The sequence below is a fragment of the Halobellus inordinatus genome (assembly GCF_024498335.1).
Lineage (GTDB): Archaea > Halobacteriota > Halobacteria > Halobacteriales > Haloferacaceae > Haloquadratum > Haloquadratum inordinatus.
Genome location: NZ_CP101826.1, coordinates 90,339 through 107,843 on the forward strand (window position 1 = coordinate 90,339; position 17,505 = coordinate 107,843).

Below are 17,505 nucleotides of genomic sequence, written 5' to 3' on the forward strand. Positions count from 1 at the left end.
GTTACTGAGAGTTTATTTGCGCACCGAAGGGTGCGGCGCAATAGTCGCCGCAGCATATAATGGCTATAACCCTACTCAACAGCCTCGAACCAACGAATCGTGTACTCAAACGTGCTCAGTACGAAGCTTTCGAATTTTCTCTTCTAGACGGTGATATCCGTGTTCGGAACGAGAGTCATCAAAATCCAGCAGATCATGAATACCGCGTCACTGTTGTTGACGGCATTCCAGCAGCTTGTGGGTGTCCCGCTGACGCAGTCTACGATGGTCCGTGTAAGCATCGAGTTGCCGTTGCTATTCGACCTCAAATTCTCGATATCACAAAGAAGGTGCGAGCTATAGCCGATAGCGGCGTTGTAGCAGATGGAGAGCAGCAAGGAGACCAATCCGACACCGTAGACACAACGCAGTGCAATTCTGATGGGCTGTCTAACGATTTTCCCTGCTGGGAGTGCGTGCGGACAGATCGCAGAGACCTCCCCAAGTAGCCCAGCAGACATCCTCACACCGCTCTGTCCGCGGCTGTTTATTTCCCCAAAAAGGGGTGCGGGGTGTAGACAATACACCTCACAAACTACCGATGGCAACTAGAGAAATCTATGAAACGGTCTTCGACGAGGACGTCCAGACAAACTCCAGCACCAACCCGTGTCCGGAGTGCGATGGCCGGGTCACTACCAACGCGGTTGAGACCATCTGTGAAGACTGTGGACTCATTATTGACGAACAACGAATCGACCACGGTCCTGAATGGAGAGGTCACGACCAACACGAGCGAAAGTGGACGGGCGCTCCACTGACTACGGCACGATGACCGAGGCCTCTCGACGGAGATCGGTCGCGGGAAAGATGCGAACGGAAACACTCTCTCTGGGCAAAAACACCAGCGTCTATCCCGAATGCGGCGCGAACAGAGTCGCGGTCGGTTCCAGTCGAAAGCCGAGCGCAACCTCGCACACGGCTTGGGCGAAGTTCGAAGAATTGTGAGTGGCCTCGAAATCTCCGAGTCAGTTCGGGGCCAGGCGTGTCAGCTCTTCCGGAGCGCCCAGAACGAGGATCTGCTTCGTGGCAGATCTATCGAAGCCAGCGTGTACGGGGCCTGCCGGTGCAACGGCCGCTCGCGGTTGCTGGACGAGGTCAGCGAAATGGCCCGCGTCGCGGAGTTACGAATCACGAACGCGTACAAGGTGCTGAACGAAGCGCTGGGCCTTCCCGCTGAGCCCGTCTCCCCCAGTATGTTCGTGCCGCGACTCGCCTCGGACCTCGAGTGTCCGGACGAGATCCGTCAACGGGCCCGAACGTTCGCGGAGCAGGCCGAGGAGCGCGGCGTCACGATGGGCGTCCATCCGGCTGGGTTCGCTGCGGCCTGCCTCTACAAGGCCGGTCGCGAAGAAGGCCGATGGCTGACGCAAAGTGACGTCGCCGAGTCCGGGAACGTCACGCCAACGACTGTCCGGACACACCACGAGACGCTAGAGGAACAAGTAGCCTGACGACGCCCCTGTACAGATACTGCCGTTAGATATTTTTCTCAGGAAATTATTTGTTCCTCGGCCGCGTAGCACCCAGTATGACCGAGACGTGGGACGACGTCAACGAGCAGGTCAAAGCGGACTGGAAAGACGATACCACGCCGTTTGAGCGGGTGTACGAAATCGTCGAACAGACCCACGATGGGCAGTCAGCCGCCGAGATCGCCGATCGAGCGCTCGTGAGCGAGCCGACGGCACGTCGCCACTGCAAGACGCTCGTGAACACCGGGTTCGCCGAGACGGAACAGGACGGCCAAACAACGCTGTATAAGCGCAATAGCGACCGGGTTTTGATGTCCCGAATCCGTGAGCTGCGTGAGGAAGTCAATCGGCCAGAGTTGCTCGACAGCATCCAGGAGATGAAGGCTGAGATCCGGCGCTACGAGGATCGCTACGATGTGGTCTCACCCGAGGAACTCGCCCAGCAACTCGACGCTGATGAGACAGAGGGCTGGGACGATCTCACCGCGTGGCGAACGACGCGGCAGAATCTCGCCGTTGCCCAAGCAGCACTCGCCTACGACGAGGCCAGCCACCAGCTCGCTGTATGAGCGATGACGACCGCGCCGGCGAGTTCGGACCGATCTATCTTCCGGCACTCCAGCGGATTCGTGACCTCTGGCTCGACCTCGAACCGCTTGTAGACGAAACAGCGTACGACGACGTCGTCGCCCCCACGGAACTGCAGATCAGTCTCAGCGACGGGCTTGGCAACGCCGAGAGCGCTCGACTCGATATCCAATGGAGCGAATTGGGGATGTACTCGTTCCATTACGTCGATAGCGACGACGTCAATTGGCGCTTCGATCGCCACCCGAATACACACTCTCCCGAGACCCACTTTCATCCCCCGCCCGAGGCTGCCACAACGGCAGCTGAACCGTCCTGTATCGACGTGACCGAGGTGTCACTCGTGACCCGTGCAGTCCATACAATGTGGCGAGCAGCGTACGAGGACAATGATGTCGACCACCTGAATAGCGCATCAAACCCGCCGTGAAGATGACCATAGGAAGTGACCCTCCCGAGAGCATGGAAGAGATGTCCCCTGAAGAAGCGCGGCAGTCTCTCATTCGGTTCCTGGGACAACAAGACCTCGACGAACACGAGGAAATCTACGACGAGCTCGCGACAGAATAGGGCGCAGTCTAGTAGTCTCGGTACGTCTGCTGGTTTTTCGATACAACGCTTGTCTTCCCGAGACTCATCTTTACAGAGAACATCTCACAGAAGTATGAGCACATCCCCGAGGTTCAAATACCATCCCAGTGGAAATCCTGAGCCAATCGATGAGCAATCACTACTCCGACTTTGAGGAACTGCGGCCGACCGGCGAGGCGTCCCACATTCCGGACACGAGGCTGGACGACGGGTGTGAAGGTAACCCCCGACGGCAACGCGTTGCGACGAGCTCTGGTGGCTACCCTGATGCGCCGACGGTAACCGACGGCGAGTGCCGGTCCTGTGGGGCGTCAGTCCCAGACGGCCAGACGAAATGCCGGTTCTGTCTCACCAACCATCTCGGTAGTGACGCGACTAGCACGGACGAGTCAGCGTCGACGTCGTTTCTCGGCATCGTCCACCTGGTCGTCGAGTCGACCACGTTCTACGGCGCCGTGGCGAAGGGCGGCGCCGCGGCGAACCTCCTCTCTGCCAACGAGGCGGAGCCGGCCGTCGACGACTATACGCTCATCTACGATCTCGACGAGTCGCCTGCGCGCCAGCTGGCCGATCAATGGCCCTCACTCCCCGACGCGGTACAGCTGTCGTCAGCGGAGGGAGAGCGGGTGCTCAGTGCCGCCCGTGGCCGGACTGGGTGGCACGGGGAGGAAGCGTCGGAGCGTCAGGAACAGGCCCCGACGCGGCTATACGACCAGCGGGGGAACGGCATCCGCGACGCGTCGCGTCTCGACGCGGTCCTCGACGACGCCGACGACGCGGTATGGCTGGTTCCAGTGATGGCGTTGACCGAATCTACTGGTGAAGCTGCGGCTGATCGGCAGGAGTCGTCGGTACCGACAACTCGGGAACTCGAGTGTCAAACCTGTGGACGGGCGACCGACCATCGGTTCAACACCCACGAGTCGATCCCGGATGAAGCGTGGACGGGACAACCGATCTGGGTGTGCGGGGTGTGTGGCTCGGCTCGCTACGGCCCCAATCTCGAATAAGGCCAGTGCTGGGCATCGATTAACCAACAGACTGCGAGTACCGTCGAGGTTCGTTGGTTAAGGCCGCGAGCTCCTCCAAGCCCGACGCCAATCTCGATGGGGCGTCTTTCCGCGCCGGCGAGCAGTGAGGCGCTTTCGATGGAGCAAGAGTTCAAACAAGGATACCGGATGCATCGTATACTCAGCAATCTCAACCGACTCGACGTCGACCGATTGGACGACGCGGATCGAGAGCGAGTCGAGACCGCGAGAGACCTCCTGGAAGAGGTGAGCCTTCTCACGCGGCCGAGCGACGGAGCCGGGGCGGACGCCCACGCAGATTCCTGACTGGAGTCCCCGGCCACGACCAGGGAGGCAACTCTCGCGTCGGTTTATCGCCCCCGACAGGGGTGCGGGGGCGACCCCGTGAACTCCAGACATGGCGACACTGCAAGCTGCGACGACGTCGACTGGCGCGATCGTATCGGATCCGCAGGCAGTCCGCGAGCTCTGTGAGAGCTACTGCTTCGGGACGCTCGACTGGGAGGTGACCGAAGACGGAGAGCTCACCATCTGGGGGTACGACGACTTTGAGGTGTACGAGGCGCGGGAGAACGGCCTCCCAGACTACGAGGGCGGCATCGTGACCCACGAATTCCTGCGAGAACTCGCCAACCACCTCGAAGCCGACGAAGAGTTCGATATCCAGACGGCGGGGTTCACCAAGTGCCGCTTCCCAGTCCTGGCCAAGCGGTACGTCGTTCGCGACGGCGAAGTCCTCCACGCGGACCTCAGTTCCCTCGACCCGATCGACGAGTAGCGTTGTTCGTCCCCCGGGAGGGGTGCGGGGCGATCCAGTCGCGGTCGCCCTGTGAGGTGATTGCTCGATGGGACATCGCGCACTTGTTGCGTACGAACGCACGGACGGACAGTACACGCTCCACTACAGCCATTGGGGCGCAGCGAACCTGAAGCTCAAGCAACGAATCTCGGCTGAGTCGCCGTTCGGTGGCGACGACACCGACTCCAAGTGGGCGAAACAGCTCGTCGCAGAGCTGGCCGATGGCCTCGAGGCAGATGGCGTCGACGGCTACCTCGCCGGCGAAGACCGCCCGTCGACGGTCGTCGAGCCAAAGCCCCGCGCCACCGACCTCACCCTCGAGGAGATCATCGCTGACCATCTCGACTACCTCCATCACGAGGCGTTCTACGTGGTGTCTCCGACCTTCGAGGTGACCGCCTACCGGACGCTGTGGTTCGGCCTGCAGTACGATTCGGAGACAATCGACCACGGTGAGACGGTCGGGAACGGGGCGCTCGCGACCGTTCGGTGGCACGACGGCGAGCCGGTCGGCGACGGCCATCTGAAGGGGCAGTTCCGGGCGCTGAAGGACGTCGTCGGCGACATGCTCGACAAGGGCGTCTTCACGCCGTCGACGGCTCGCCAGTACCTCAAGCAGAAGCTCGACGAGTGGGTCGGGAAGCGGCAGGAGTTGCGCATCCCGAGCGGTGAAACACCGTCTCCGGACGCGACACTTAGCCGCTCGTAGGCCGATTTGCGTCGACGCAGATGGTGTTTTTCTGGGACAGAAAGGACTGAGCCCCACCATAGGCTCGTGATTGGATGCCCGAGAAACCAGACGACGACCCATTCCACGATTGTGAGTTCGGTCCCGACGCAGTCCTCGGGACGCGCACCTTCCACGATGTCCTGTTCACCGACGACACGGAGACGCCCGTGAACGTGCTAACCGGTGAGACGCCCGCACATTCGCAGGCGACCGTCGAGGAAGCGAAGGCGTTCGCTGCGAGCATCGATACCGACACACCACAAATCGCGCTCCCGGCCTCTGTCGAGACGCAGGTCGAAACCCAGAGCAAGCCCTACACCTCGGCTGCGTTCTTCCACTTCAAGGCGACCGGGTCGCTCGAACTGCACCGTGCCTACCACGCCGCCTACGACTCCGACGCGTTCAGCGTCGATTTCGAGGCCGACTACGAGTCGGGCAATCTGACGATCACTGTCGAGCGGACACGCGACCCCTGAACCCGGTCTCTCGAAGCGAGTTTTTCGAGCGCCGGCGATGGGTGCCGGCGCACCGAGCAGACAAAGCTGAGCAGTGCCCGGTGAGTCGGCGCTCCGAGGTGAACAAAGATGCATATGGTCATCTACGCGTTGGTCGAGGCACCGACACAGCACGATGCCCTGGTCGAAGGGAAAGCGGTCTTCGACCGTCTCGTCGGGGCGAACCCCCACGGCTGCGCCGTGTTTGACTACTACGTCACGTTCGACGAAGACGAGACGACGGTCGCCGGGAAGGATCGCTGGGGAGACCTACCGACGGCAGCACCCATCAATTCAGAGGAGGGCGGTGAACTGCTTGACCGAGCCTGGAACGCCACAAAGGAAGAGTTCCAGCGGAATCTCGATCGCGCGAAGGAGGCGCTCGACGAGCTCAGCGACGAGGCGATCATACGCGACGAGGACCTCGCCCGACACGCCTTCCATCAGGTCGGCGCCTACGAGGGGCCATCAATCCCGATGTACGACCAGCACGCGATGGGGATTCGCCACCGCGATCAGCTCGATCGTGTCCTCGAGGAAGAGGAAGACAGCCAGACACTCTGGATTGTCCCCGCAGACGTCCACTTCTGATTGACAATGCCCAGAATCACAAACTGGTCCCGGGAGAGTCGTACACCAACACTCGCGTATCGAAACACCGAGACTGGAGCGCGAGCCGTTCTACACCGGGCGCCGGATTCATACCGGTACAAGTGGCGCGGGGCGATCCTCGTCGACGGCTACCCAATCTGGTCGCGAGGCTTCGAGACGAAAGAGGCGACAACGTTCCGAGATGCACTTCGAGGGCGGCCAGCGCCCGAACTGAACTGTCCGGAGTGTCCGAACGACGACGTCCTCGTCGGTGAGAAGACAGCTGATGGAGCGAAGGTACAGCGCTGGTACGACTGTCCGGACTGTGGGTACGAAGCCCCCTCGCGCATCGTCTACGGCCCTGAACGCTGAGAACGTACACACGCAGGGTGTTTTTCGGCCGGGGCGGAGAGAGTGACCCGGTCGAACCGGGTCGGTCCAACAATGAGTCTCGAAGTACTCGACCGACACAGCGAGGCACTGTTCGAGTTCCTCTGGTGCCCCGTCTGCGGGCAGGAAGTGTTCACCCACATTCCCTTCGAGGGAGTGTTCTGCAAGAACTGTAACACGCAGGTCGTCCTCCGAGAGTCCCGAGAAAACCGTGGCTACGAGGAGGCTGTGCTCGCGTGCTTCGACACCGACTCGACGTGGAACCTTCACGTCGACGAGAAGCTCCGTCGCGACCTGCCTGACGGCTCGGCACGGGCAAAAATCCTCGGTGCACCGGATGCCTATGAGATCGACTGGTGGAGTCCAGCACCTGGGGAGGATTGGGAGCCGGTCGAGCGTGGTGAATTCGACGACGTGGAGGAACCAGACGAGGTGTCACATCTCGCTTAGCGGATTGCAATCCCGCTACGACTGTGTGGTGTTGTTTCAGCGCCGGCGATGGGTGCCGGCGCACACGCGCCGGCGAGTACCGATGTCGACACGGAGCCAACTCCGATTCGTCCAACGAGTCGAACAGACCGGTGAGACAGATGGCAGCGCCGACCGCGTCGCGCAGGTGTACCGGCATTCGGACGGGTACCCCGGGAGCGTCCTCCGGGATCTCGCACAACTGAAAGAGCTTCTCGATGCGACCCGCGCAGAGCGTGGCCCGGGCTACACGGCGGCGACCTTCGTGTTCCTCGACAAGCTCTCGACGGTCGACCTCTACCTGGATGGCGACCCAGAGCGAACGATCGACGCGGCTCAGCCAGCGGATCTCCTTGAACCGGCCAACATGGAGCATCTCGACCAGCCGCTGTTCCTGCTGGGCCACGGCGTCGAGAATCCGGCCGACGGCATCCACGGCGACGAGGAATACCTCTACGTCGTCGAACTCCCGACGGAGAACCCGTTCGACAAGCCGACCGAGTGGACAGTCAAAGTGAGCGGTCACTCCGCGTTCCCCCGCTGGGACGGCCCGACCGACGAGGCCTTCGAGCAGGCGAGCTGGCAGTTCCACGGGTCGCTCGAGGACGCGCTCGCAGAACTGGTCCGGGACGAAGCAGTCGTCAAGTAAAATCCCAAATCGTATTTATATGGTTCGGGTTTAGAAAGACCCAGATGATTTCGAAGGCCGGACTCGCCGTGCTTGACGCGCTGGGTACCGGCCGTGAAGCAACACCGGCGGAACTCGCGGCCGAAACCGGATATTCACGAGAACATCTGTACGACGTACTCGACGAATTGCTCGCAGCGGGATTGCTCACAGAAACCCGTGGGTCCAGCAATCAGCGTCGTGTCCGCATCGCGGAACATCCAGTTACCGAAGCGTATCGAACGCTGCAGTCGGAGTTCAGCCACGTAGACTGGACGGAACTGCTCTCCCCAGCCACACTCCGCGTGTGTTGGTATCTCGATAGACCACGTTACATCGCTGATATCGCAGACCGGCTCGGAATCACTCGACAAGGTGTCCACAGCGCGTTATCGCCGCTCAAGCACCGATCACTACTCTCCAGAGCCGATTCGAAGTACGCCCACCATGACGAAGTCTCGCCGCTGTTGGCGTTCGCCCGGGCTACCGTAGAGCACGAACATCGAGCACGAGTCCGGGAAATCGCTCCCAGTGCCACGATCGCGTGGTGCGATCCGAAGCGAGCACTCGTTCGCCTGCAGACCGACGAGGATACGGACGCACTCCAAGCAGCTCCGGACTGGGAGATGACCGGACTGGGTCGGTTTGCAGCGTATGGTCTACAGTTTTTCCTCGCCGGCGAGCCTCCGTTCTGGTATGCTCCAGATGAGGAGCTAACGGCTGCTGAAGTCGTATGCCATACGCTCCTTCTGGATAGCGGATCCCGGCGGGTCAGCTATTCGATGCTGCTGATCGAGGCGGAGGACATCGATCAGGAGACACTCGTCGGGACCGCACGGTGGTACGACCTGGAACCCACTGTGAAAGCGTTGTATCGGCCACTTCGGGGCGACTTCGACAGGACAGATGATCTGCCCGTCATCCTCCCAAAGAAGGACGAATATATGGCACTCAAAGAGCAGTACGGAGTCCCCTAACGCTAACCTCGCAGCCTGGCGGAAAATTGCGACTGGTTAGATGATGCCGCCGATCACGAGTAGTCCGACGACGAGCAAAAGCGTCGCAACCACGCTCCCGCCAGCCAGCAGCTTGTTCTCCATCGCCTTCTCGTGAAGGGGCATCTCGGCGTACTCCTTGCGGAACGCGTCGAGGTTCTCCTCGTCGTAGAAGTACTTCGTCTTCAGCGCGAACCCTTCGGTCACCGCACAGCCGGTACAGACCGGCTCCCCTTCGAGCCGTTCGGTCTTGCTGTGGGTGTCGCAGGCGATCGCCCCGCAGTTCGGACAGTAGGTGTACGTCTCGTCGACGCCGCTCGTCTCACAATGGACGCACCGATGAATCCTGTCCTCCAGAGTGACCCGCGAGGGGCCAGCAGCATAGTATTCGTACGGATACGAGTACTCCAGTATCTCTGTCGTCTGCCGAACCTCAGGTAGATACACCGGCTCAATCGATTGCACTGAGATGTCCGAGGGGTTCGGCTCACACGTCTTGTTGTATGTGACGTTATTGTCGCCGGTGTAGGTTACCGTCGTCGTGTGATAGTCCTGAAGGCGGTCGACAGCCCACTCCTTGTACTCCGTTTGGGTCTGGCCGAACCGGCGCTCCTCGACGTCGTCGAATACCTCGGTAAACTGCCCGGTATCGAGGGGCACCGTCGTGTGGAAGTTCTCGGTGACCAGCGTCGCGACATCGTTATCTGCCACCTTCGGATGGCCGCGTTCAGCGTGGACAACGAACTGTGTGCGGTCGTTGATCCGGTGGATGACACCGACCGAGGTCTCGAAGACAGCGTTCGTGTCGGCGGTGATCGCAACCACCGGTCGGAACGTCACTTGCGAGTGCGGCACCGGCAGATCCGCGGCCTCGATGTTCTCGATGTCGCGGAATGCCTCCTGGACAGGTGCGTCGACATCCGCCGCCGGGTCGTACGGCCGCAGGGTCTCGTCACAGAGGATCTCAATGCGGCCGTTGTAGAGATCCAGCCCGATCTCGTCGGCGATCTCCCGAAGGTCCTGCCCGTCCAGTAACTCGATAGGATAGGGATCGTCGTTCTGCTGGAGCTGTTCGGCGTACTCCTGGGCAGGGTTCGTGAACCGGCCGGTCGTGACGACCATCCCGCGTTTGGGACCGTCGAAGTCGAATGTCGCGATCGCCGAGTGCAGTTTCTGGACGACCGGCCGCCCGACGGTCACGGTGTGCTTGCACTCGACGATGATCGCCCGTCGCGTGCCGTCGACGACCTCCTCCATCAGGACGTCTCGACCCTCGTCGCTCGTTTTGGCGGCCTGCCGAACGTTCTCGTAGCCGAGGGTGCGGAACACGTCCTCCATTAGGTCCTCGAACTCGAATCCGGAGAGGTCGTCCAGGACAGCCATCCTAAGGTAATTGGACAGTACGTTGCAACTGTCAAATACGTTGCCGAACGCAGCTCGCCCTGTTTTTCGAGCCCCGAAAAGCGTGAGGGCTCCTCTGAGGGTCCTCACGCAGAGGTGACTTCCAGTGAGTCAACAACAGAATCCGGAAACCGTCTCGATTGATGACATCCCAGTCGATATCGGAAATATGCAATCAGCAGAGATCAATCCTACCAACGTCCCCGACGAAATCGAATCCATCACCCGTGGGCTTGCCGGCGACCAACCGCCGACGAATCCCATTGTGGTTCTCAAAGCAGCGCGCTGGTGGTACCTCCACGGGAAGGGCGGCACGGATCCTGCCTACCGATGGGCGATCGAATGGGCACGTCACCTTGCGGCTGACACGCCCAGCGACAGCAACCTATACGAGGAATTCCTTGCGTACCTCGTCACGGTCGGCATCGCTAAGGAGCCAGCAGCGCTGCGCTGATCAGAACTCGTAGTATACAATCTCGTCAGCGCCACAGCGTGGACACTCCTCGGCGTCCGCAGAGAGGGTCTCGCCACAGTTGCGGCACTCCCACAGCGTCGAGGATTCCCCGTCGATGGCCGTCCGGAGCCTACTCAACAGTCCCATTCTACTAGCGGCGACGTCCGCTTGGGTGGTAATAGCTTCCTTTGATCTTCCGAATCACCTCGGTGTCGTAGAGACGTGTTTTTTGTGCGCCCCAGAGGGGTGCGGCGCGTCCTGATGTGATGCAGTCGCTGCGAACTCGATTTGGTTCAGTGAACACTATGGCTACGACCAGCAATGCGTCGGTCTCCTTCGAGCAGACCGACACACGATCCGACGAGATGAACAGTACGATCGAACAGTGGATTGACGACCTTGCCGCCAGGGTCGACGATGCGCAGTCCAGCGCGGAGTTCCAGGAGTGGCTCGATGTCCAGAGTCGCTTCCACGACTACTCATATCGGAACACGCTCCTCATCAAGCGGCAGTGTCCCGAGGCAACTCGGGTGGCGGGCTACCGGACGTGGCAGGAGGAGTTCGACCGCCACGTCGCGGAAGGCGAGTCGGCCATCTGGATCTGGGCGCCGATCATCACCACGCAGTGCCCGGAGTGCGAGAACTCGCCGAGCTACCACGAGGACAGTGAATGTGAGTACGACGAGACGCCACCCGAGGAGTGGTCGAAAGGATTGGTCGGGTTCAAACCCGCGCCGGTGTTCGACACCTCCCAGACCGAGGGCGAGCCGCTTCCCGACCTGAACACGGAAGCGACCGGGGCCGCCGGCGACCTCGTCGAACAGTTGATTGTCGCCGCTGATGAGCTCGGCGTGACGGTGCGAATCGTTCCAGCCGAGGAGTGGACCCACGGCGAGGCAAAGGGCATCTGCGAGCAGCTAAGCCTCGTCGACGTTCAGCCGCTCGTCGAGGTACGTGATCGGGAGAACGAGGCCGACCTCGCGCGGACGCTGATTCACGAATACGCCCACGCCCTGCTCCACTTCGACGTCGACGACGACACTGAGCGGGTGAAACGCGAAGTCGAGGCCGAAGCCGTCGCGTACGTCGTCGGGCGGTACTGTGGGTTGGATACCAGCGGGTCGGCGTTCTACTTGGCCGCGTGGGAGTCGGACAATCCCGAGATCGTTCGCGACCGTCTCGACCGGATCAGTTCCACAGCAGAAGAGCTCATCGACGGAGTCGAAGACGGCGCTTGAATCCTTAACCAACGCACGGTTCTATACCCGATTTTGTTGGTTAAGTCTGCTCGTCTCCGCCGTCCGCGGCAGTCGCAAGGCTAAAGCAGGCCTATGTTTATACTCTATGTAAGAAACGCAGGTATAAGTACCATAGAGCAAACACAAAATATACGCCAGGGTCTCTCGACTCGAGAAAGTCGACTCCTTGCACGACTCGCTGGCGCGGGTCATCAGATCATCTCCGTCGACGACATCGAGACGACGCTGGAGGTCCCCCCAAACACCGCCCGCGAGATCGCTTCCCGGCTCACCGAGAAGGGCTGGCTTGACAGACTCGTTCCGGGGACGTATCTCATCATCCCACTGGCTGCCGGTGAGGAAGCCGTCTACACAACCCACGAGTACCTCATCGCCGCCCACGTCGCCGAGCCGATGTACATCGGCTACTACAGCGCCCTCAGCCACCACGGGCTAACCGAACAGGTCCCCCGGACGGTGTACGTCGTCACGCCGACCCGAGCGCAAAGCCGAGAGATCCACGGCGTCCCGTACCGCGTCACGACAGTCACCGAGCGGAAATTCTTCGGCTGTGAGCCGACCTCGATCGAGGGTACGACCGTGCAGGTCAGCGACCTAGAAAAGACGCTGGTCGACTGTGCGGACCACCCCGAGTTCTGTGGTGGTCTTCGGAAACTTGCGACCGCGATGCGCACCGCCGACGAACGGGGTTGCGAGTGGAACACTGTCGGCGAGTACCTCGAGCGCCTCGACAACGGCGCTGCGACCAAGCGGATCGTCTACCTCGCCGACCAGCTCGGCATCGACCTCCCCGCCCGCGAAGAACTCGTTGCGTCGTTCACGAGTGGGTACTCCCTGTTGGACCCCACGCGGCCCGACACCGGATCGACCGACAGTACGTATCGCCTCCGAATCAACGTCGAGCCAGCCATGCTGGAGCCGACGGAGTCCTGATTGCGATGATCAGTCAGGACCGGCTCCGGATTCTCGCTCGCGAACTGGGCGTTCGGCAAGGGTACGCCGAAAAGAACTACGTCAATTCGTGGCTCCTCTGGGGCATCTTCACGAACGGCTACGGCGACAACCTCCTGTTCAAAGGCGGGACCGCGCTGTCAAGCTGTATTTCCCGCAATCGTAGCGATTCTCGGAGGACCTCGATTTTGGCGTCGAAGGGGAGTACCAGGGGTCCAAACAGGAGCTCCGAACGGTCCTCGATACGATTGCCGACCGCTCTGGCATCGAATTCGAGATTCGCGAGCATCACGAATCCCAGCAGGACCCATCGGTGTTCGGTTAAGCCCGAGCCGACAGTTCTGGAGGGTTTGAGTATCGCTCGATTCCGCCGTCGATGCCCGGCCCAGGCAGTCTCGAACCCCATAGAATATTACTGGGAGTGTTAACCGAACACGGATGCAGCAAGACCACTACCCGACCCACTACGTCGACATCAGCATTCAGTACCGCGCCGTCCTCAACCACCCCAACACGACCAGCATCGACGTGATGGTCGACGAGCACGTCGCCTTCGACCCTGTTCAGCACACGCACGCGTACGAAGACGTGCCCGAATTCGATCTCCAGGCGTACAGCGTCGAGGAGATCTTCGCCGAAAAGCTCCGAGCGATCTACCAGCGCGGGGCCGCCCGTGACTACTATGATCTCTATCAGCTGCTCGAAACCGATTCGGTCGCGATCAACTTTGCCGACGTGGGGCCCGCCTTCGACGCGAAGTGCAAACACGATGGGCTCACCGTTGATCTGAACAAAGGACTCCCGGACGAACAACAAGAAACGATCCGCCACCAGTGGGAGACCACGCTGCCGGACCTGACCGGTGATCCGCCGGCGTTCGAAATGGTCTGGGAACAGTTGGACACGGTGATCTCCCAACAGGGATCGCCGTAGGCAACGGCCGATGTCGGTGTGGATGACTGATGAGTGTCGCATTTGGAGCTCTGGGGATTAACCAACAATTTGGGATGTCTGGCTGGTGCGTTGGTTAAGTTTTTGAGCGCCCGCCGAGGGGCGGAGGCGCATTCCAGCCTCACCGAATCATCTTTCTACAAGCGGGAAACCCCGCCGTTCACGGCGGGGAGGAACGCGACACGGTGAGAAAACAACCGCCGTTCGGTGGCTGACCGACTCCCCACACCAAACGCAACTTATATGAATGTGAGGTGCTACATATGAAATATGGCGGAGGTGCGTCGCACGGTTGTCGTCAAACTCGATCGCGCTATAGTATTGTGAGACCCTGTCACCGTCTGAATGCTGTTGGGTGCATACCCAACACACTTATGGTGTTGGGAGACAACCCAACGGGTGAGGGATGGGCCACGAACTCACGCACCGCTACACCCACGTCGAGGCCGGACTCGTCGAGAACGTCGTCATCCGACGGACGACCGATACAGACGCCTACCCGTCCGGCTGGAAGTACACACTGCACCTGGGAACGCTGCAAGATCTAACGCTCATCCGCTACGATAACGCCCACGAAGACACCAAAGGTCACGACCTCCACACCGCTGTCGGGGAGGCAGACGTCGAGTTTCCTGGTATGGAAGAACTTATCGTCGAGTTTTGGGCCAGTGCTGACGAATACTGGGACACGATTGGTGGCAACCCACCCCGTCCCTATTGAACTGCAGAGACAATACAGATCCAACACACCCGAATATGACCACGCTTCACATCACCGTCGGCGACCGAGCACAGCTCCGAGAGGATACGCTCCAGTTCATTCAGAGTGCCGAGGCTGATGAACTGGACAAAAGCGATGAGCGTGCAGTACTCCAGTTCGGGACCTATGACGATCTCGTCGACAGCCTCACCCCACTGCGCCTCAATCTCATTCAGGCGATCGCCAAAGAGCACCCATCAAGTATGCGCGAGGCTGCACGACTCGTCGACCGCGACGTCTCTGATGTCCATGCAGATCTGAAACAGCTGGAGGTGCTGGGCATCCTCGAACTCAAAGAAGGAGGTCCTGGGGGAGCGATTCAACCAGTTGTCCCCTTCGATAAAATTGAGATGCACATCGACTATCCTCTTCTCGACGACGTCGACGTAGACAGTACCCCAGCTAGCGCAGACTAGCCACTTGTTTTTCACCCTCTGAAAGGTCGCGAGAGCTGTCAAAGGGCTCTCGTGGAGAGCGAATGTCTGACTCAAATCAACAACCAAGCCGAGCAGTTGAATCGTCGTCCAGTGAAGAGCGCACGAACCGAACCGAGTACGTCGAGCGAAGCGATGTCGGCGTCTCACTCACTGTAAGGACGTGGCGTGGCGACAGTTCATCTTTCTACAAGCGGGAAACCCCGCCGTTCACGGCGGGGAGGAACGCGACACGGTGAGAAAACAACCGCCGTTCGGTGGCTGACCGACTCCCCACACCAAACGCAACTTATATGAATGTGAGATGCTACATATGAAATATGGCGGAGGTGCGTCGCACGGTTGTCGTCAAACTCGATATGGACGACAGCGACGCGACTCTCCTCCACGAAACCGTCGAGGAGTATCTGTGGGCGTGCAACTACGTCGTCCGAGACGCGTGGCGGGACGACTACAAACCTACGTCTAAGAGCAAACTCCACGACCGGACGTACTCCGACGTGCGCGAACAGACACGGCTTCAAGCCAACCTCGTTCAATCCGCACGCAACAAAGCCGCCGAAGCCATCAAGGGCGTCGTCGCCCGCTGGCAGAACGGCAAGAAGGCGTCGCAACCACACTTCACGACGCCATCCGTCAGATACGACAAACGGAGCGCGACGTTCCACAACGACCGCGTATCCCTCTCCACGGTGAACGGACGTATCGAAGCCGAATACGTCCTTCCACCAGAGGGAGACAACCCGCACACGAAGTACCTCCGCGACGACGACTACGAGGTCACGGGTGCGACGCTTCAGTACCGCGACGCGACGGACACCTTTTTCCTCCACATCGGAACGAAGGCCGACGTGGAGTCCGAGATACCGGACGAAGGCGACGCCGAGAACAGCACAGTCCTCGGCGTGGACCTCGGTATCGAACAGATTGCCGTCACGTCAACTGGAATGTTCTGGAGCGGCGACTACCTCAATCACCGCCGTCGGGAGTACGAGCGGGTCCGTGGCGACTTACAACGGACGGGTACGGAATCAGCCCATCGGACCATCGAACGGCTGGGCAACCGAGAGACACGGTGGGTAGAGGACTACCTACACCGTATCTCGAAAGCAATCGTCCAAGAAGCCGTCGCGCACGGGTGCGACCGGATAGCCTTCGAGGAGTTAACGGACATCCGCGACCGGATGCCGGGCGCAAAGAAGTTCCATACGTGGGCGTTCCGCCGCTTGTACGACTACACGGCGTACAAGGCCAAAGCGGAGGGTATCGACGCCACGCAGGTAGACCCGGCGTACACGTCCAAGCGTTGCTCGAAGTGCGGGACGACGCTGGACGAGAACCGTCCGTCGCAAGCGAAGTTCTGTTGCCAGAAGTGCGGCTACGAGGTCAACGCAGACTACAACGCGGCGAAGAACATTGGATTTCGGCTACTCCGTGCGGGGCAAAAGTCTCCGCACGGAGGGGCGACACGTCACCTCGCCCTGAAGTCGGGGACGCTGAACGTGAACGGCGGCTACTCGCCTGCCACCCAGTAGGGTCGGCCAGAACGGGAGTCCACCGACAAGCTCCGCCCTTTAGGGCGGAGAAGGTGACTAACCTGCTCGAATACAAGGCCGACTTGCACGGAACGCACGTCGTTCAGGTCGATGCTCGGGGCACGACGAAAGAGTGTGCGTCGTGCGGTGTAGAGACGGCGAAACCCATCTGGGTTCGTGAGCATTCGTGTCCAGTGTGTGGCTTCGAGTGTGACCGTGACGCAAACGCTTCGTTGAACGTGTTGAAGAGAGGCTTTTCTGAATTAGGGCTGGGATGGCCCGAATCAACGCCTGTGGAGACTGCGCTCCCTACGGATACCACGTCGGTATCTGCAAAGCGCGTCGTGGAAACGGGAAGCCTCGGGGCTTGACCCCGGGGCGATTCACTGGAAATGGTGGTGTGTGGTGGATGGTAATCTCGTCTCATCCGCTCGTCGAACACGAGTAGACGTTGGTGCTACTCACGGTTGGTCATTAACCAACGAGTGAACAGCATTCCTCCTCCACGTTGGTTAACCTACCCAGATTGTCTGACGAGAGTCAGACCCCATTATTTCCACTAATACACTGACACGATGGGAACTAGCGGCTCTAGGCACCTACTCTCCCCCCACTATTTCCAGTAAAGCTAGTGACGAAGGTCTCCCGAACTCTCAAGTTGCTTTCTTTCACTAGAACCAACTGCAACAACAACCGCGCTCTAGCTCTCCTACGGACTATCTCAAACGCTATTAATATAAACTTTTCTAAAGTTTAGAGTTTCTTCTCACTCGGTGGCCCTCTTTCGTGGTGATTTACTGGAAATAGTGGGGAGGGGGTGTTCCGTAATTCTCGTCAACAGAGCCCCTCCGCAGTCTACCGGTTCGTGTTCTGTCCGAGTATACTGGAAACAGTGGGGCCTA

21 protein-coding genes and 5 pseudogenes are annotated in these 17,505 nt (G+C 60.1%); 24 read left to right on the forward strand and 2 right to left on the reverse strand.

From position 1 onward, the window contains the following. Nucleotides 1-59: 59 nt before the first annotated feature. The 14 genes and pseudogenes from NO362_RS13775 (at nucleotide 60) to NO362_RS13840 (ending at nucleotide 8,840) form a co-directional block, all read left to right on the forward strand. On the forward strand, nucleotides 60-488 hold the full coding sequence (locus NO362_RS13775) for an SWIM zinc finger family protein (protein WP_256546848.1): 429 nt from the start codon (nucleotides 60-62) through the stop codon (nucleotides 486-488). Nucleotides 489-580: 92 nt separating this feature from the next. Further along, nucleotides 581-1,493, forward strand: a pseudogene (locus tag NO362_RS13780) (transcription initiation factor IIB). Between the two features lie 77 nt (nucleotides 1,494-1,570). Beyond that, nucleotides 1,571-2,083: a winged helix-turn-helix domain-containing protein gene (locus NO362_RS13785; protein WP_256546849.1), complete on the forward strand. Its 513-nt coding sequence runs from the start codon at nucleotides 1,571-1,573 to the stop codon at nucleotides 2,081-2,083. Then, nucleotides 2,080-2,532: a toxin-antitoxin system TumE family protein gene (locus NO362_RS13790; RefSeq protein ID WP_256546850.1), complete on the forward strand. Its 453-nt coding sequence runs from the start codon at nucleotides 2,080-2,082 to the stop codon at nucleotides 2,530-2,532. The genes NO362_RS13785 and NO362_RS13790 overlap by 4 nt, the downstream gene beginning before the upstream one ends. Before the next feature lie 289 nt (nucleotides 2,533-2,821). After that, on the forward strand, nucleotides 2,822-3,703 hold the full coding sequence (locus NO362_RS13795) for a biosurfactant protein 1 (protein WP_256546851.1): 882 nt from the start codon (nucleotides 2,822-2,824) through the stop codon (nucleotides 3,701-3,703). 138 nt (nucleotides 3,704-3,841) lie between these two features. After that, nucleotides 3,842-4,030, forward strand: coding sequence for a DUF8012 family protein (locus NO362_RS13800; protein WP_006183366.1), 189 nt, complete (start codon nucleotides 3,842-3,844; stop codon nucleotides 4,028-4,030). A gap of 91 nt (nucleotides 4,031-4,121) precedes the next feature. After that, nucleotides 4,122-4,502, forward strand: coding sequence for a hypothetical protein (locus NO362_RS13805; protein ID WP_220619783.1), 381 nt, complete (start codon nucleotides 4,122-4,124; stop codon nucleotides 4,500-4,502). 67 nt (nucleotides 4,503-4,569) lie between these two features. Continuing rightward, nucleotides 4,570-5,232, forward strand: coding sequence for a DUF6735 family protein (locus NO362_RS13810; RefSeq protein WP_256546852.1), 663 nt, complete (start codon nucleotides 4,570-4,572; stop codon nucleotides 5,230-5,232). A 74-nt stretch (nucleotides 5,233-5,306) separates the two neighbouring features. Continuing rightward, a complete protein-coding gene (locus NO362_RS13815) occupies nucleotides 5,307-5,729 on the forward strand; it encodes a DUF8025 family protein (RefSeq protein WP_256546853.1) in 423 nt (140 codons plus the stop codon). A gap of 108 nt (nucleotides 5,730-5,837) precedes the next feature. Beyond that, nucleotides 5,838-6,338 (forward strand): DUF7995 family protein, encoded by a 501-nt coding sequence (locus NO362_RS13820; protein ID WP_256546854.1) that lies wholly within the window; start codon nucleotides 5,838-5,840, stop codon nucleotides 6,336-6,338. 6 nt (nucleotides 6,339-6,344) lie between these two features. Continuing rightward, nucleotides 6,345-6,710, forward strand: a complete 366-nt coding sequence (locus tag NO362_RS13825) for a DUF7568 family protein (protein ID WP_256546855.1) — start codon at nucleotides 6,345-6,347, stop codon at nucleotides 6,708-6,710. Between the two features lie 72 nt (nucleotides 6,711-6,782). Further along, complete coding sequence (locus NO362_RS13830) at nucleotides 6,783-7,178, forward strand: DUF7567 family protein (RefSeq protein ID WP_256546856.1); 396 nt, start codon at nucleotides 6,783-6,785, stop codon at nucleotides 7,176-7,178. Nucleotides 7,179-7,260: 82 nt separating this feature from the next. Beyond that, the gene (locus NO362_RS13835) at nucleotides 7,261-7,845 is read left to right on the forward strand and encodes a hypothetical protein (RefSeq protein ID WP_256546857.1); all 585 of its coding nucleotides are present in this window, start codon (nucleotides 7,261-7,263) and stop codon (nucleotides 7,843-7,845) included. A gap of 44 nt (nucleotides 7,846-7,889) precedes the next feature. Next, nucleotides 7,890-8,840, forward strand: coding sequence for a winged helix DNA-binding protein (locus NO362_RS13840; RefSeq protein ID WP_256546858.1), 951 nt, complete (start codon nucleotides 7,890-7,892; stop codon nucleotides 8,838-8,840). Nucleotides 8,841-8,876: 36 nt separating this feature from the next. Here NO362_RS13840 and NO362_RS13845 read toward each other — a convergent pair whose 3' ends face one another. After that, nucleotides 8,877-10,241, reverse strand: coding sequence for a restriction endonuclease (locus NO362_RS13845; protein WP_256546859.1), 1,365 nt, complete (start codon nucleotides 10,239-10,241; stop codon nucleotides 8,877-8,879). Between the two features lie 124 nt (nucleotides 10,242-10,365). On the opposite strand from NO362_RS13845, the gene NO362_RS13850 reads away from it, so the two are divergent. Further along, the gene (locus tag NO362_RS13850) at nucleotides 10,366-10,713 is read left to right on the forward strand and encodes a DUF8013 domain-containing protein (RefSeq protein ID WP_256546860.1); all 348 of its coding nucleotides are present in this window, start codon (nucleotides 10,366-10,368) and stop codon (nucleotides 10,711-10,713) included. Here the strand turns inward: NO362_RS13850 and NO362_RS13855 are convergent, their stop codons facing one another. Continuing rightward, nucleotides 10,714-10,860: a zinc-ribbon domain-containing protein gene (locus tag NO362_RS13855; protein ID WP_256546861.1), complete on the reverse strand. Its 147-nt coding sequence runs from the start codon at nucleotides 10,858-10,860 to the stop codon at nucleotides 10,714-10,716. It lies immediately after the preceding gene. A 158-nt stretch (nucleotides 10,861-11,018) separates the two neighbouring features. On the opposite strand from NO362_RS13855, the gene NO362_RS13860 reads away from it, so the two are divergent. The 9 genes and pseudogenes from NO362_RS13860 to NO362_RS13895 all read left to right on the forward strand — a co-directional run. Beyond that, nucleotides 11,019-11,951, forward strand: a complete 933-nt coding sequence (locus NO362_RS13860; RefSeq protein WP_256546862.1) for an ArdC-like ssDNA-binding domain-containing protein — start codon at nucleotides 11,019-11,021, stop codon at nucleotides 11,949-11,951. Between the two features lie 123 nt (nucleotides 11,952-12,074). Next, nucleotides 12,075-12,905, forward strand: a complete 831-nt coding sequence (locus NO362_RS13865; protein ID WP_256546879.1) for a type IV toxin-antitoxin system AbiEi family antitoxin domain-containing protein — start codon at nucleotides 12,075-12,077, stop codon at nucleotides 12,903-12,905. 5 nt (nucleotides 12,906-12,910) lie between these two features. Continuing rightward, nucleotides 12,911-13,227: pseudogene (locus NO362_RS13870) on the forward strand (nucleotidyl transferase AbiEii/AbiGii toxin family protein); the annotation flags it as partial. Between the two features lie 137 nt (nucleotides 13,228-13,364). Next, a pseudogene (locus NO362_RS13875) lies at nucleotides 13,365-13,856 on the forward strand (nucleotidyl transferase AbiEii/AbiGii toxin family protein); the annotation flags it as partial. A gap of 424 nt (nucleotides 13,857-14,280) precedes the next feature. Continuing rightward, nucleotides 14,281-14,595, forward strand: a complete 315-nt coding sequence (locus tag NO362_RS13880; protein ID WP_256546863.1) for a toxin-antitoxin system TumE family protein — start codon at nucleotides 14,281-14,283, stop codon at nucleotides 14,593-14,595. A gap of 35 nt (nucleotides 14,596-14,630) precedes the next feature. Then, the gene (locus tag NO362_RS13885) at nucleotides 14,631-15,050 is read left to right on the forward strand and encodes an HVO_A0114 family putative DNA-binding protein (protein WP_256546864.1); all 420 of its coding nucleotides are present in this window, start codon (nucleotides 14,631-14,633) and stop codon (nucleotides 15,048-15,050) included. Nucleotides 15,051-15,112: 62 nt separating this feature from the next. Then, nucleotides 15,113-15,241 (forward strand): annotated as a pseudogene (locus tag NO362_RS14670) (DUF7389 domain-containing protein); the annotation flags it as partial. Nucleotides 15,242-15,388: 147 nt separating this feature from the next. Beyond that, on the forward strand, nucleotides 15,389-16,603 hold the full coding sequence (locus NO362_RS13890; protein ID WP_256546865.1) for an RNA-guided endonuclease InsQ/TnpB family protein: 1,215 nt from the start codon (nucleotides 15,389-15,391) through the stop codon (nucleotides 16,601-16,603). 62 nt (nucleotides 16,604-16,665) lie between these two features. Next, nucleotides 16,666-16,974, forward strand: a pseudogene (locus NO362_RS13895) (zinc ribbon domain-containing protein); the annotation flags it as partial. Between the last annotated feature and the right edge of the window lie 531 nt (nucleotides 16,975-17,505).

Excerpts from the sequence above, each read along its gene's own strand:
- NO362_RS13775 (WP_256546848.1), top strand. The coding sequence starts at position 60 with ATGGCTATAACCCTACTCAACAGCCTCGAACCAACGAATCGTGTACTC.
- NO362_RS13785 (WP_256546849.1), top strand. The coding sequence starts at position 1,571 with ATGACCGAGACGTGGGACGACGTCAACGAGCAGGTCAAAGCGGACTGG.
- NO362_RS13790 (WP_256546850.1), top strand. The coding sequence starts at position 2,080 with ATGAGCGATGACGACCGCGCCGGCGAGTTCGGACCGATCTATCTTCCG.
- NO362_RS13795 (WP_256546851.1), top strand. The coding sequence starts at position 2,822 with ATGAGCAATCACTACTCCGACTTTGAGGAACTGCGGCCGACCGGCGAG.
- NO362_RS13800 (WP_006183366.1), top strand. The coding sequence starts at position 3,842 with ATGGAGCAAGAGTTCAAACAAGGATACCGGATGCATCGTATACTCAGC.
- NO362_RS13805 (WP_220619783.1), top strand. The coding sequence starts at position 4,122 with ATGGCGACACTGCAAGCTGCGACGACGTCGACTGGCGCGATCGTATCG.
- NO362_RS13810 (WP_256546852.1), top strand. The coding sequence starts at position 4,570 with ATGGGACATCGCGCACTTGTTGCGTACGAACGCACGGACGGACAGTAC.
- NO362_RS13815 (WP_256546853.1), top strand. The coding sequence starts at position 5,307 with ATGCCCGAGAAACCAGACGACGACCCATTCCACGATTGTGAGTTCGGT.
- NO362_RS13820 (WP_256546854.1), top strand. The coding sequence starts at position 5,838 with ATGCATATGGTCATCTACGCGTTGGTCGAGGCACCGACACAGCACGAT.
- NO362_RS13825 (WP_256546855.1), top strand. The coding sequence starts at position 6,345 with ATGCCCAGAATCACAAACTGGTCCCGGGAGAGTCGTACACCAACACTC.
- NO362_RS13830 (WP_256546856.1), top strand. The coding sequence starts at position 6,783 with ATGAGTCTCGAAGTACTCGACCGACACAGCGAGGCACTGTTCGAGTTC.
- NO362_RS13835 (WP_256546857.1), top strand. The coding sequence starts at position 7,261 with ATGTCGACACGGAGCCAACTCCGATTCGTCCAACGAGTCGAACAGACC.
- NO362_RS13840 (WP_256546858.1), top strand. The coding sequence starts at position 7,890 with ATGATTTCGAAGGCCGGACTCGCCGTGCTTGACGCGCTGGGTACCGGC.
- NO362_RS13845 (WP_256546859.1), bottom strand. The coding sequence starts at position 10,241 with ATGGCTGTCCTGGACGACCTCTCCGGATTCGAGTTCGAGGACCTAATG.
- NO362_RS13855 (WP_256546861.1), bottom strand. The coding sequence starts at position 10,860 with ATGGGACTGTTGAGTAGGCTCCGGACGGCCATCGACGGGGAATCCTCG.
- NO362_RS13860 (WP_256546862.1), top strand. The coding sequence starts at position 11,019 with ATGGCTACGACCAGCAATGCGTCGGTCTCCTTCGAGCAGACCGACACA.
- NO362_RS13880 (WP_256546863.1), top strand. The coding sequence starts at position 14,281 with ATGGGCCACGAACTCACGCACCGCTACACCCACGTCGAGGCCGGACTC.
- NO362_RS13885 (WP_256546864.1), top strand. The coding sequence starts at position 14,631 with ATGACCACGCTTCACATCACCGTCGGCGACCGAGCACAGCTCCGAGAG.
- NO362_RS13890 (WP_256546865.1), top strand. The coding sequence starts at position 15,389 with ATGGCGGAGGTGCGTCGCACGGTTGTCGTCAAACTCGATATGGACGAC.